Annotated in this window: 9 protein-coding genes; 3 read left to right on the top strand and 6 right to left on the bottom strand. The window is 41.4% G+C overall.

Annotated features, from left to right (window positions below; genetic code table 11):
• Nucleotides 1-66 precede the first annotated feature (66 nt).
• Entirely contained in the window at nt 67-405 is a 339-nt protein-coding gene (locus tag ACNSN2_RS08425) for a Grx4 family monothiol glutaredoxin (protein ID WP_024602947.1), read from the top strand.
• A 198-nt stretch (nt 406-603) separates the two neighbouring features.
• On the opposite strand, the gene ACNSN2_RS08420 is transcribed toward ACNSN2_RS08425, so the two are convergent.
• The 6 genes from ACNSN2_RS08420 to ACNSN2_RS08395 all read right to left on the bottom strand — a co-directional run bounded on the left by ACNSN2_RS08420 (nt 604) and on the right by ACNSN2_RS08395 (nt 7,860).
• Nucleotides 604-1,908, bottom strand: coding sequence for a sensor histidine kinase (locus ACNSN2_RS08420; RefSeq protein WP_418607008.1), 1,305 nt, complete (start codon nt 1,906-1,908; stop codon nt 604-606).
• Entirely contained in the window at nt 1,908-3,236 is a 1,329-nt protein-coding gene (locus tag ACNSN2_RS08415; protein WP_010388607.1) for a sigma-54-dependent transcriptional regulator, read from the bottom strand. The genes ACNSN2_RS08420 and ACNSN2_RS08415 overlap by 1 nt, the downstream gene beginning before the upstream one ends.
• An 85-nt stretch (nt 3,237-3,321) precedes the next feature.
• The gene (locus ACNSN2_RS08410) at nt 3,322-4,530 is read right to left on the bottom strand and encodes an ABC transporter permease (protein ID WP_418607004.1); all 1,209 of its coding nucleotides are present in this window, start codon (nt 4,528-4,530) and stop codon (nt 3,322-3,324) included.
• 10 nt (nt 4,531-4,540) lie between these two features.
• A complete protein-coding gene (locus ACNSN2_RS08405; protein ID WP_418607002.1) occupies nt 4,541-5,854 on the bottom strand; it encodes an ABC transporter permease in 1,314 nt (437 codons plus the stop codon).
• A gap of 3 nt (nt 5,855-5,857) precedes the next feature.
• A complete protein-coding gene (locus ACNSN2_RS08400) occupies nt 5,858-6,568 on the bottom strand; it encodes an ABC transporter ATP-binding protein (protein WP_010388610.1) in 711 nt (236 codons plus the stop codon).
• 35 nt (nt 6,569-6,603) lie between these two features.
• Complete coding sequence (locus tag ACNSN2_RS08395) at nt 6,604-7,860, bottom strand: efflux RND transporter periplasmic adaptor subunit (protein ID WP_010388611.1); 1,257 nt, start codon at nt 7,858-7,860, stop codon at nt 6,604-6,606.
• Between the two features lie 722 nt (nt 7,861-8,582).
• Here ACNSN2_RS08395 and gltB point away from each other — a divergent pair.
• Together gltB and ACNSN2_RS08385 are read left to right on the top strand one after the other, a co-directional pair.
• Complete coding sequence (gene gltB, locus ACNSN2_RS08390; protein WP_418607000.1) at nt 8,583-13,040, top strand: glutamate synthase large subunit; 4,458 nt, start codon at nt 8,583-8,585, stop codon at nt 13,038-13,040.
• 9 nt (nt 13,041-13,049) lie between these two features.
• Complete coding sequence (locus ACNSN2_RS08385; RefSeq protein WP_013465171.1) at nt 13,050-14,465, top strand: FAD-dependent oxidoreductase; 1,416 nt, start codon at nt 13,050-13,052, stop codon at nt 14,463-14,465.
• The last annotated feature ends 39 nt before the right edge of the window (nt 14,466-14,504 follow it).

The raw sequence follows: 14,504 nt of genomic DNA, 5'->3' as shown, positions 1-14,504 counted from the left end.
ATCTGAGGCCACAGTGAAACTTTTTCAAGGCCTAATGTGTTCGCTATCGTCATTTTGAGGTTGTAAATGGAAACCATCGATAAAATTAAACAGCAAATTGCTGAAAACCCAATCATCTTATACATGAAAGGATCACCAAAACTGCCTAATTGTGGTTTTTCTTCACAAGCATCACAAGCGTTAATGTCGTGTGGTGAACCGTTTGCTTATGTAGATATTTTACTAAATCCAGACATTCGTGCAGAGCTTCCTGCGTATGCTAACTGGCCTACCTTCCCACAACTTTGGGTTGAAGGTGAGTTAATTGGTGGCTGTGACATTATCATTGAAATGTTTCAACGTGGTGAATTACAACCACTGATCGCAGAAACAGCTGCAAAGCATAAACCTGCAGACGCTGAATAAGCGTTTAGGTAAAAAAAGCTGCAATTTGCAGCTTTTTTTTATGTCTATAAATTATTTACTCTTGTTGCTTATACGCTAAAAGTAAGGAGTGAGAAGGCAGCTTTACTCGTTTTTACGTAGCTGACTAGGTCACATGCTTTAGAGCGCGATTGAATTGCCCCTAAATTGGGCAAGTTTTCATTCTAAAATAAGCAGTTCTCAGGGTAAACTTACAAAAACACTGATCCCGCCGATTTCACGATTATGCAGGCTAATTTGCCCATGATGGGCTTCAACAATTTCTCGACACAGTGCCAACCCTAATCCACTTCCTGCCACCTTGGTAGAATAAAAAGGGATAAGCGCACTGGCCATAACCGTTTCACTCATGCCTTTTCCTTGATCGCTCACATTAATATGAGTGCCGAGGCTATCTTGTGTTATTTTTAAACTAATATGCTCTGCTAGCGACTCTGATTCATGTGCGTTTTTCAACAGGTTAATGAGCAATTGTTCTATTTGGGTTTTATCGGCTCGTGTGATGATATCTTTTTGAAGGTCGAAATTAAATTGCCATTGGCTTTGTAATTGATCGAGTAATGAACGCCAATCAACCGTTGTTATTTTAGGTGGTGGTAGTTTAGCAAACTTTCCATAGCCTTGAACGAACTCGTTTAAATGCTTTATTCGCTCTTCAATGGTTGTGAAAACGCGTTGTAAACGAGGTTCATCCACTTTCTGCGTTAACAGCTGTGCACTATGTAACATGGATGACATAGGACCTAGTGAGTTATTAAGTTCATGGCTAATGATCCGAATAACCTTTTTCCAAACTTCAACTTCTTGGCGGCTCAATTCGCGGGTCAATTGTTTAAATACAAACAACCTGTGGTGTTGGTTGTTAAGCAATAAGCGACCCATTGAAAGGTGCCATGTTTGCGGTTCTTGTTCTGCTTTATCGAGAATAAATAAACCATCTACGCCTTTATTAACGGCATTAATTATTTGCTGTGGGGCTTTAGACAATAATGGTGAGATTTTCTCGCCTTCAAGGGCTGTACTTGCATTAAAAAAATCTCTCGCACTATGGTTACTATAAACAATAAAATCATTGTCATTTACCAATAATACAGCTTGAGGGGCGTTTTGTAATACTTTATCAAGCATCAACTCTCGTTGGTAAACCCATTGCTTTTCTTGTCTTAATTGCTTTGCAGTTTGATTGTAAAGCTGACACAAATGACCTAATTCATCATTATGGTTATAGGCCAGTAAAGTCGATAGTTCCCCATCTTTAAAATTTAATAAGCCAGTTTCTAATGAAGTAATACCTTGGACCAGTTTACCGCTGAGTCGATGAGCCAATAAGCTACTTAGAGTGGCTGTGAAAATAACACTTACTGTTGTTTTTATAGCGTCAACACCCAGCAGCCAACAACAGATAAAAACAGGGATCACAGAGGAAAATACACATACTAAAATCACTTTAGAAGTTAAAGAGAAGCGGTATCTTGATTTTTTCATCAGTAGGCAATCTCAAACTTATCAAGACGACGGTAGAGTGCTTGTCGGCTGAGTCCAAACTCACGTGCTACTTTGGCAATCACCCCTTTATGTAAACGCATGGCATCCTCAATTTGTTGTTTGTTAGGCTCTACTTTTTGAGTGTGTGTTTGAGGCGTAATAGGAGTTAAACCAAAGTCGTCGATGCTTATCTCACCGCTGGGTTTGAGCACACTGACACGTTTACATGCATTTTCAAGTTCACGAACATTACCGGGCCATGAATGGGCTAAAAGTAGGTTTTCGCATTGTAAGTCCAGCTCACGTTCTACTAAAAAATGACGAATAAGAGGAAGTATGTCATCCGGTCGCTGATTAAGACTTGGCAGGTTAAGTTCAATTACATTTAAGCGGTAGTATAAGTCTTCTCTAAACAGCCCTTTGCTGATTGCATCTGTTAGGTTTTCATTGGTCGCTGATATTACACGGACATTAACTTTTCGGGTCTGGGTTGAACCTAAGCGCTCGAATTCTCCCGTTTGTAAAATCCGTAGGAGCTTCATTTGTCCTGATAAAGGGAGATTACCTATTTCATCTAAAAATAATGTGCCACCATCAGCCGCTTCAAATCGACCAATCCTTTGTTTTGTGATCCCTGTAAAAGCACCTGCTTCTGCACCAAATAATTCTGCTTCTATTAGTTGATGGGGAAGGGCACCTGCATTGACCGTAATAAACGCAGCATTTTGGCGAGGTGAGTTTGCTTGAATAATTTGTGCTATGCGCTCTTTACCACTGCCATTTGGGCCTGTTATTAATACAGAGACATCAGATTTGGCGACTTGTAATGCCATTTTAACTAATTGCTCCATGGCCGTACTGCGATAAATTAAACCTACTAAATTAGCATTTTCTATAGATGCCTCACGCTCTTGCTGGTGGCGCAATAAGGTTTGATTTTGTTTTTTTGTCTTTCCTAGTTCAATTAGGTTATTAACACAGGTAAGAAGCTTGGCATCATCCCATGGTTTTGGTAAATAATCAGCCGCACCGGCTTTGACAAGTTCAACGGCTGTTTCAAGCTCAGTCCATGCAGTGATCAGAATAATGGGCAGATGGGGATTTAGCTCTCTAAGTTGATAAAAGAGTAACTTTCCCTCTTCTCCTGAAGTTGTGTCGTTACTAAAGTTCATATCTTGAAGTACAAGTGCAATACGCTGGTATTGCACAATTTGAATAGCTTCAAATGGGCTATTTGCAGTAACCACTTTATAGTCGTGAATCTCTAGCAATAATGACAAAGCATCTAAAATTGCAGGATTATCATCAACGATAAGTATTTTTTCCATGTTAATTTAATCGCTGTTTATTATTATTTAAATATTGAAAATGCTACACCGCGTTTAGCCAGTGTAGCATAGGTTGGGAGCTGTGCTATATGGTTCGGGTTGCGATACTCGGCGAAATATTTGCCGCGCGTTTAGCTGGGCCAAATACAGCCAAAAGACTCATTGTAAACACCATGACTGCCGTGACAGCAATATAACTTGATGGTAATGCCGCTATTGAAAAATGTTGCATTAATAACTGACCGAGTAAAAGTGCTGAAATAGCACCTAAAAATAAGCCAGCAATGCAAATCAGCGCATTTTCAACTAAAAAATAATTAACAATTGCAGATTTACGAGCGCCTAAAGCACGACGGGTTCCAATTTGCTTGGTACGTTTGTTTATATTAAATAGCGTCAAACCAAAAATGCCCAGTGCGGTTACCAATACCAGTATGGTTATGAGCACAATTAACATACGCATCATAAGTTTATCTGCAGCCATATATTGATCTTTAAGTTCATCAAGACCTTTAATATTGTTGATCACCCGCTTGCTATAATTATTTAGCATCGCATTTTCGATTTGTTTCATTACAGCTGCGCGTTGTCCTGGCTTTGTTCTTACAGCAAATTGTGCGTAAGTTTTGCCTTGAATATACGGAATAAGCGCGACATTATTGGGGTGACTATCTTTTAGCCAAGGGCCTTTCATTGGCGCTGTGATCCCAATAATTTGTAGGGGTAAGTCACCAAAATAAACGGTCTTACCAAGGCCATTGCCCTCAGGGAAAAGCTCATTGGCTAACGCCTCAGTAACGACAGTGACATTAGTTGTTCTATCTGTCGGTGAATTTGTAATGAGTACTTCAGCCTCAGTAAAATTACGCCCAGCAATTAATTTTACGCCATATGTGTCTAGGCCGTGCTCATCAATAAAAAAGTAAGCAGTGCGCACATTTTTGCTTTCTTGTGGTGCAGGTTTTAAATTAAAGCCGGAAGCGCTGCCACTACCAGATAACGGAATACTGCTACTTTGCGCTGCACTCTCAACCCCTGGTAGGGCTCTTAACATGGCTTCATCTAGTTCAAACTGCTGGCTAGCATCAACGTCTTTCCCAAAGGTCATCACATTGAACTTAAACAAGTCTTGCTCTGGATAGCCGGTTTCTTGGTTTAAAAAAGCGATTCTATCTTGAATGATAAACGCCGCATTGCTGACAATGGCTGTCGTAATTGCAATTTGAATTAAAAGTAATATTGCGCCTACCTTTGAGCGGCAAAGGGAATGAAATATTGGTTTTATTTCTAACATGATTAGCTCCTCATTGGCTCTTAAGGTAAATGGCAGGGTTGGTTTTACACACTAGCCAAGCAGGGTAAAGCCCAGCAATAATGCAAGTAGTTATTGCGATAACTGGGGCACTTAATAACATGGCTAAATCCATCGTGGCTATGTTTTTGTAATATTCGTAACTTTGCCTTACCCCGAGAAGGCCAATTTGTGCAAGTACAATACCGAGCAACCCGCCGATAAAACCAAGCATGGCTACTTCTACTAAATGCTGTAGAAAGACTTGTCGCTTACTTGCCCCGAGTGCTCGACGCACGCCGACTTCTGGAGCACGGCGTAAAAACTTTGCTAGTAATAATCCTAAAATATTAGCTAAACACACCGCTAAAAACATAAAGCTTAAACTAACCAGTATTTTGTTATCTTCACTAACGACATTGTTGTATTCCATCCATTGGTTTACATCACGTAGGCTATATTCAGGTTTCTCTCGCGTGAAGCGGCCACGTTTTTTTTGCTCTTCAATGTAAGAGGTGAGGTAATCACCGTAAGCGGTTTTTTGCTCTGGTGTATCAAGCTGAGCCCAAAATTGGATCCACACTATTTCCGATTGCAATCTATCGGCATAGGTATTTATATTTTCATGTTTCCAGCCATTGCTATTGCCCCAGCTGGTGAGCTCTTTTGCTTTAATTAAACTAAAGGGTAAAAATAGGTCTGCTATTTTATCAAAAGCGCCGTTATTTAAATCGTAATATTTAAGGTTGAGGGGCCAGTCATCAATAACACCGACAATTTGGTAGCTATCGTCATCCAAATAGACTAGTTTGCCGATGGAGTTCTTACCCGCAAACAACTTATCGTTCAGCTCTTTTGAAATCACCAAAACAGGGGCTGCAGATTGCTCTTGTTGTACACTCCACACACCGCCATAAATAAATGGCACATCAAACATGCTAAAAAAATCGGGTGTGGTCATGCGTGCTTCACCAGTAAACGGCTTAACTTTATCTGAGTCTAAATACACCGAGAAGCCAGTGCGCATCATGGCCACTTTTTTATCTGGAGTAGGCGCATTATGTAAATTTACGGCATCTTGATAAGTCAATTGCATGGGGATATCGTCACCCGTCCACCACGTGTGACCTTCATCCATGGTTTGTAATTGTACGTTATACAATTGACTGCTTTTATGCGGGATCGGATCTGCTGACATCATATGATAAACGCTTAAACTGGTCATGGTTACACCAATCCCAATGGCAATCGCCAGCACCATTAAGAAACTCACCAGAGGAGTGCGCTTAAAGCTACGCCAACTTAAATCGAGGTAATGTAATAGCATGGCTTACGCTCCTGCAACATTTTTAAGGTTTTGTGCGCCTTGATACAGCGTAAAGTCGGCAAGTTGTCCATCGACCACCTGAATGTTTCTTGGCGCTCTGCGAGCAAGCTCAGGATCATGGGTCACCATAATGATGGTCGCGCCATCGCGATTGATTTGTTCAAGCAGCTCCATTACTTGACGAGCCATAAGGCTGTCGAGATTACCGGTTGGTTCATCGGCAAGTAAAAATCGTGGCTCGCCAGCAAGCGCGCGTGCTATGGCTACTCGTTGTTGCTGTCCGCCAGAGAGTTGCTGTGGCAAATGTTTTGCCCGAGAGGCAAGACCAACTTGTTCTAAACATTTTTCAATGCGACGTTTACGCTCTGCGGCTTTAATACCTCTATAACGTAGCGGTACTTCAATATTTTCATATAAGTTTAAGTCAGGTATTAAATTGAACCCTTGGAAGATAAAGCCTATTTTTTGATTTCGACAATCTGCGCGCTGGTTATCGTTTAACTTACCTACATCAATTCCATCAAGTAAATATTCACCTGCAGAGAAGGGTTCTAACATTCCAGCTATATTTAAAAAGGTCGTTTTTCCTGATCCGCTAGGGCCTGTAACAGCAATAAATTCGCCTTCATCAACGTGTAGATTAAAATCACGTAATGCATGGGTTTGAACCATTTCTGTTTGATATACTTTACTTATATTATTCATCTTTAACATGCTTTTTCCTTTTGTTGTTTGGTTCTACGCGATTGTTAGCGAAGTAATAATGTGTGTGTGTGTTTGAAACTGTTATAGCTTGAGATAATCAATTCATCGCCAGCTTGAACCCCTGAGATTAACTCAACCGCATTAATGCTGGTTGCACCAATTGAAATATCAATGAGCTGAGCTGTATCACCGGTAATTTTATAAACCTGTGTACCGCCTTGTTGTAAAAATGCCCCACGCTTAACTTGTAAAACATCGTCACGATTTTCTAATAAAATACGTGCTGTTAATCGTTGGTTTTGTCTGATACCCGTCATGTCTTTGTCAAAACGTACACGCGTTGTGACTTCTCTATTATTTACTTCTGGTGAAATGGCAGAGAGGGCGCCCATCACTTTGCTAGCGCCCATTGTTATCTCTACGTCCATACCTAAACCAAGCTCATTTGCATAACTTTCAGGGACTTGTAGCTCTGCTTCAAAATTACTCAAATCAACTAAAGTCATTAATGGTTGGCTTTGTGTTACCGCTTCTCTTTGTTGAACTAGTAAGTTACCTACAATCCCTGACACAGTGGCTTTAATTGTTAAGTTATTAACTTTACGAAGTAGATCATCGACAATCAGTTGTTGACGAGTGACATCTCGTTTAGCGGCCTGTAGTTCAAAAGCAAGTGTATCTTTGGACAATTCAACTTCTTGCTCTGCATGTTTATAAGAGAGTTTTGCACGGGCAAGCTCATCAATGGCTTTTTCGTGATCAATTTGACTGATCACATTTTTTTGCATTGATAAGGCCGCTCTGCGATTTTCTCTATCGGCAGCGTTTAACTCTACTTGTGCTAGATCAAGTGCTTTATTTAAGCTTAATGATTGGCGGCGTGCCTCAAGGTGTTTACGTTGTAGCTCGCCCTCAAGACGAGCTAAAACAGACTGTTGCTGCTTTAATTCGTTTGTGAGCTCAGGACTATCAACCATGGCTATTACATCATGCAGTTTTACTGAGTCACCAGCATTAACCTTCAATGAAACAAAGCCTCGTTCAGGGCTGTAAACTTTTGGTGCTCTGGCGGCCACAATTTTACCGCTGGCTGCAACATCGCGTATTAGCGATTGGCGCACCACCGTGGCTATTTGTAGGCTTACTCTATCAACCGAGATAGTACCTTCTTGATCAGCATTTAATAGTGCATATACACATAGAGCAACTAGGCCCACAATAAATATAAACAGCCTGATGTATTTTTTAAAATTTATAGGTCGTGAGATTTGCGTGTCTTGCCCGCTAGTGTCTTTAATCATTATTCATTCTCTTAGTGTTTTTCAAACACAGTAATCATTAGCGAGGCAATAAACAGAATAATTGGTGAAATTAAAAATAAGCCAATAGTAAACATTCGAACAACCTCAAAATTTATATAGTTATGCTGTATTCGAATAGCATGCCATTTTTTATCTTATTGAATTTATTTGATTTTTAACTTTACCCTTGTTGTTTTACATGTCCGCGGACATAAAAAGTGTCCGCTGCGGGCACTTTTTTGATTTGTCTATGGGATGAGGTTACCTCAACGTAAAGCAAAGCAAGTTGTTAATTAATGCATAACATGAGGGGAGCGTTTAAATCTATTGAATAAACTATGCGCTAATAGAAGCCGCTGTAATTAAATGTCGTGTTCAGATGAATTACTAATACAGCACAAAAGAGGAAATAGCCTCTAATGAATAGTTATTCATTTTTATCTCACCTTACGTTTACGTAAACTGCTAGTCGCGCATGCTTTTTGTTTACAAGTTTTTAAAAATAACACCGGTGTCAATCTATTTTTCGATTCGATATCTATGCAAATGTTAATGGTTGGCATTATTTTATGATTTTTAATTAAGTTGAAATATATTCAATATAATGAATATGTATTCATAAAGATATTGACTCAAGGGTGGAATAACGCTAATTTTGTTCGTCTGTTAGCAAATCGTCGAGCCGTTCATCCACGTTAACAGCGCAGCAAGGGGAGGGGTCCATGTTATATGACTCAAAACTAGAAAAAGATAATTGTGGCTTTGGCTTAATAGCCCAAGTTAATAACCAAGCGAGTCACCGACTCATTCGTACGGCGATCACCGGTTTAGATCGCATGCAGCACCGCGGTGGTATTTCTGCTGATGGTAAAACGGGTGATGGTTGTGGCTTGTTATTACAAAAACCAGACAGCTTCTTTCGGGCTATTGCTGCCGAGAATAATTGGCATTTAGGTAAAAATTACGCCGTTGGGATGATCTTCCTCAATGCTGATCCGGTACTAGCACAAGCAGCCAAAGATGTTTTAAGCGAAGAACTAGAAAAAGAAACGCTAAATATTTTGGGCTGGCGTGTGGTTCCAACTGATCCATCAATGTTAGGACCTATTGCTCTAAAACAATTGCCAGGTTTTGAACAAATTTTTATTAGTGCGCCAGAAGGTTGGCGTTCTAAAGATTTAGAACGCCGCTTGTATGTTGCACGTCGTCGTGCAGAAAAGCGCCTAATGGACGATGAATCATTTTATATTGCGAGTTTATCTGGGCTAGTCACAATATATAAAGGCTTAATGATGCCTGCTGACTTGCCTAATTTTTATCTTGATCTTGCGGATATTCGCATGACCAGTGCTATTTGTGTTTTTCATCAACGCTTCTCTACAAACACACAGCCTCGCTGGCCTTTAGCGCAACCATTTCGTTATTTAGCGCACAATGGTGAAATTAATACTATTGAAGGTAATCGCCAATGGGCACGTGCCCGTTCTTATAAATTTGCTTCGCCACTTATTCCTGATTTACAAAGCGCAGCGCCGTTTGTTAATGAGACAGGGTCTGACTCATCTAGCCTCGATAATATGCTGGAGCTATTTTTAGCTGGTGGTATGGATTTATTCCGTGCGATGCGCATGCTAGTGCCGCCAGCATGGCAAAAAAATCGAGCTATGGATGACGACTTACGTGCGTTCTATGATTTTAACTCTATGCATATGGAACCGTGGGATGGCCCTGCAGGCATTGTTATGTCTGATGGGCGCTTTGCAGCCTGTAACCTAGACCGTAATGGTTTGCGTCCAGCGCGTTATATTATTACTCAAGATGGTTTTATTACTTTAGCTTCTGAGGTGGGAATTTGGGATTACACCGCTGACGAGGTGGTAGAAAAAGGACGTGTTGGCCCAGGCGAGCTACTGGTTATTGATACCAAACTCGGAAAAATTTGGCATTCAGATGAAATTGACCAAGACTTAAAATCACGCCACCCTTATAAATCGTGGTTAGAAGAAAACGTTAAACGCTTAACACCTTTTGAAGCACTGACTGAGCAAGATGCAGGTAATCGCTCATTCGATGATGCAACTCTAGTCAAATATCAAAAGATGTTTGGCTATACTAATGAAGAGCTAGACAGTGTTATTCGTGTTATGGGTGAAAATGGTCAAGAAGCTACCGGTTCAATGGGTGACGATACGCCGTTTGCCGTCCTAAGCGAAGGGCATCGTTCACTTTACGATTATTTCCGCCAGAAGTTTGCCCAAGTGACTAATCCGCCAATTGATCCGTTACGTGAAAACCATGTAATGTCGTTGGCAACGTGTATTGGCAGTGAACAAAACGTATTTAATGAAACGACAGGGCATGCTAAACGCCTGCAATTTGATACACCTATTTTAATGTATGCTGACATGCAGCAGCTACTCAATGCCGATGAAGCACACTACAGTTACTGTAAGATTGACATTACTTACACCGTAGAAGAAGGCCTTGAAAACGCCGTTAAGCGTGTTTGTGATGAAGCACAAGAAAAAGCAGCATCAGGCTGCATTATGCTGGTATTAACGGATCGTAACTTTGATGACAATCAATTACCTATTCCTGCAGCTATGGCGGTGGGTGCGGTACAAAAACGCTTGGTAGATAATAACTTACGCTGTGAGTCTAACATAATTATTGAAACCGGCAGCGTTCGTGACGCGCATCAATTTGCTGTTCTACTTGGCTTCGGTGCAACCGCAATCTACCCGTATTTAGCGTATGAGTCACTTGTGGCCATGAGCGATACTAAAGTGATTAATAAGTCATACTGCGAAGTGACACTGGCTTATCGTCAAGCAATTAATAAAGGCTTGTACAAAATCATGTCGAAAATGGGTATTAGCACCGTGGCTTCATATCGTTGTTCGATGTTGTTTGAAGCGGTTGGCTTATCGGACGCGATTGTTGAGATGTGTTTTAAGGGCGTTGCAAGTCGCATAAAAGGGGCGTGTTTTAGCGACTTCGATGACGATCAGCAAAGCTTGCATAAACTGGCGCTTAGTAAACGTAAATTATTAAGCCATGGCGGTTTATTCAAATACGTTCACGGCGGCGAGTATCATGCTTACAACCCTGATGTGATTCAAACGTTACAAAAAGCAGTACGTAGCGGCGAGTATAGTGATTACAGCGAATACGCAAAGCTAGTTAATCACCGTCCAGTCGCGACTTTGCGCGATATGTTGGCTTTAAAACTACCTGAAAAGGGTATAAGCATTGATGCCGTCGAGCCTGCCACTGAGCTTTATAAACGTTTTGATTCTGCAGCGATGAGTATTGGTGCATTATCACCAGAGGCGCATGAAGCACTAGCCATTGCTATGAACCGTTTAGGTGGTTGCTCAAATTCTGGCGAAGGTGGCGAAGATAAACTTCGTTACGGTACAGAAAAAAATTCACGGATTAAACAAGTGGCCTCTGGTCGATTTGGTGTAACACCTCATTATTTACGCAGTGCGGATGTCATTCAAATAAAAGTGGCTCAAGGCGCTAAGCCGGGCGAAGGCGGGCAGTTACCAGGTGAAAAAGTAACGCCCTATATTGCCAAGCTTCGTTACTCGGTACCGGGTGTGACACTAATTTCACCGCCACCGCATCATGATATTTACTCTATTGAAGATTTAGCCCAGCTTATTTTTGATTTAAAGCAAGTAAACCCGAATGCACTGATTTCGGTAAAACTGGTGTCTGAACCGGGCGTAGGAACAATTGCAACCGGTGTTGCAAAAGCGTATGCCGATCTAATTACTATCTCAGGGTACGATGGTGGCACAGGTGCAAGTCCCTTAACCTCGGTTAAATATGCTGGCAGCCCATGGGAGCTTGGCCTTGCCGAAACGCAACAAGCACTTGTTGAAAATGGCCTTCGTCATCGTATTCGCCTGCAAACAGATGGGGGGTTAAAAACCGGGCTTGATATCATCAAAGCAGCCATTTTAGGCGCTGAAAGTTTTGGTTTTGGTACCGGACCCATGGTGGCGTTAGGCTGTAAATACTTACGAATTTGTCACTTAAATAACTGTGCTACTGGTGTGGCAACCCAAGACGATACACTGCGCCAAAAGCATTATCACGGCTTACCAGAAATGGCGATGAACTACTTTAAGTTTATAGCTCAAGAAGCGCGTGAAATTATGGCAAGTTTAGGTGTTGCAAACCTAACCGATTTGATTGGTCGCTTAGATTTACTCGAAACCATTGAAGGCAAAACAGCCAAACAGCAAAAAATAGATTTATCAGCGGTTATCGCTCAGCCGAACAACCCAACGGGTGAAACACTGTTTTGCAGTGCACCAAATAGCTCGCACTATTTAGGTGAATTAAATGAGAGCTTGCTAGGCAAGGCAAAAGAGGCAATTGATAATTCAAGCGGCATTTCATTAGTGAGTCGTATATGTAATACCGATAGATCGGTTGGCGCAATGCTTTCTGGTTATATTGCTGATAAGCACGGTAATCAAGGTATGGCAGCAGATCCAGTGGTGATTGAACTTCATGGTACAGCTGGCCAGTCATTCGGGGTATGGAATGCTGGCGGCCTTGAAATGACTCTAGTTGGTGATGCTAACGATTACGTTGGTAAAGGGATGGCGGGCGGTAAGCTAGTCGTTCGCCCACCACTGGGTTCGTCATTTGAAAGTCACAAAGCAACCATCGTAGGTAATACCTGTTTATATGGTGCCACTGGCGGTAAATTGTTTGCAGCCGGATGTGCTGGTGAGCGTTTTGCTGTGCGTAATTCGGGTGTGCAAGCTGTTGTTGAAGGTGTTGGTGATAATGGTTGTGAATATATGACCGGTGGCGTGGTATGTGTACTTGGTAATGTAGGAGTTAACTTTGGTGCAGGTATGACCGGTGGTTTTGCTTATATTTTAGATGAACGAGGTGATTTTGAGAAACGCATTAACCCAGAGTTGGTTGAAGTGGTTACTTTAGATGATTTGAGTTCACATCAAGAGCATTTACGCGGCTTAATTGCTGACCATTTAGAGCTAACAGGCTCATGCAGAGCAGAAACTATTTTAGCTAACTTTGAACTTTATTTACCGATGTTCAAATTAGTAAAACCTAAATCAAGTGACGTAAAAAGTTTACTCGGGCATCGCGCTCGCAGTAGCGCCGAACTACGTGTTCAAGCGCAATAAGGGGGCAGTATGAGCGAAAATGTATATCAATTTATAGACGTGCAGCGTGTAGACCCACGCAAGAAACCAATCTCGTCGCGTAAAAAATCGTTCGTAGAAATTTATGAACCCTTTTCAGAAAACCAAGTTAATTCACAGGCAGATCGCTGCCTTGATTGCGGTAACCCTTATTGTGAGTGGAAATGTCCAGTACATAACTATATTCCACAATGGTTAAAACTGATCCGTACAGGGCGCATTTTAGAGGCCGCTGAGCTTTCGCACCGTACTAACAGTTTGCCAGAGGTGTGTGGAAGAGTATGCCCACAAGACCGCTTATGCGAAGGCTCATGTACGTTAGATGAAGAGTTTGGAGCGGTAACAATCGGTAATATTGAAAAATATATCACCGATACCGCGTTCAAAATGGGCTGGAAGCCAGACATGTCTTATGTGACATGGACTGATAAAAAAGTGGCTATTATTGGTGCTGGGCCAGCAGGGTTAGGTTGTGCTGATATTCTAGTACGTAATGGCGTAAAGCCTGTGGTATTTGACCGTCACCCTGAAATTGGTGGGCTGTTAACCTTTGGTATTCCTTCTTTTAAATTAGAAAAAGAAGTCATGCAAAAACGTCGCGAAATATTTACCGAAATGGGTGTTGAATTTAAACTTAATGTCGAAGTAGGTAAAGACATTAGCATGGATGAAATTCTTAATGAGTATGACGCTGTATTTTTGGGAGTGGGGACTTATCAAAGTATGCGTGCAGGGCTTGAGAACGAAGATGCACCGGGGGTGCATGATGCCCTGCCATTCTTAATTGGTAACACTAATCGTGTTATGGGTTACGATGAGTCTAAACAAGCTTGCATTGATATGGCAAACCAAAAAGTAGTGGTACTAGGTGGTGGTGATACAGCAATGGACTGTGTGCGTACCTCCATTCGTCATAACGCGTTAAAAGTAACGTGTGCTTATCGTCGTGATGAAGAGAACATGCCTGGTTCAAAACGCGAAGTAAAAAATGCAAAAGAAGAGGGCGTAATTTTTACTTATAACGTTCAGCCAAAAGGGATTGTACTTGATGACAAAGGTGCTGTAGCCGGCGTTAAAATGGTAAAAACTCAGCTTGGCGAGGCAGATGAAAACGGCCGCCGTCGTGCTGAAGAAGTCCCCGGATCAGAGCACATTATTGAAGCCACACAAGTGATTATGGCATTTGGTTTTAAGCCACATAAAATGGACTGGTTAGAACAGTACGATGTAGAAATTAACCACTGGGGCGGTATTAATGCACCTGAGCAAGGTGAATTTACACATCAAACCACTAATCCTAAAATATTTGCTGGTGGTGATATTGTTCGTGGCTCAGACTTAGTGGTTACTGCTATATTTGAGGGGCGTAATGCTGCAGAAGGCATTATGGATTATTTAAAAGTGTAAATAATTCTTTTGTTAGAATGGAGTCATAAGCAAACCTTC

Source organism: Pseudoalteromonas sp. US3C1013, assembly GCF_048401115.1.
In the GTDB taxonomy this organism is placed as follows: domain Bacteria; phylum Pseudomonadota; class Gammaproteobacteria; order Enterobacterales; family Alteromonadaceae; genus Pseudoalteromonas; species Pseudoalteromonas undina.
Note: the sequence above shows the minus strand (reverse complement) of the source record. Positions and strands in the feature narration are given on the sequence as shown.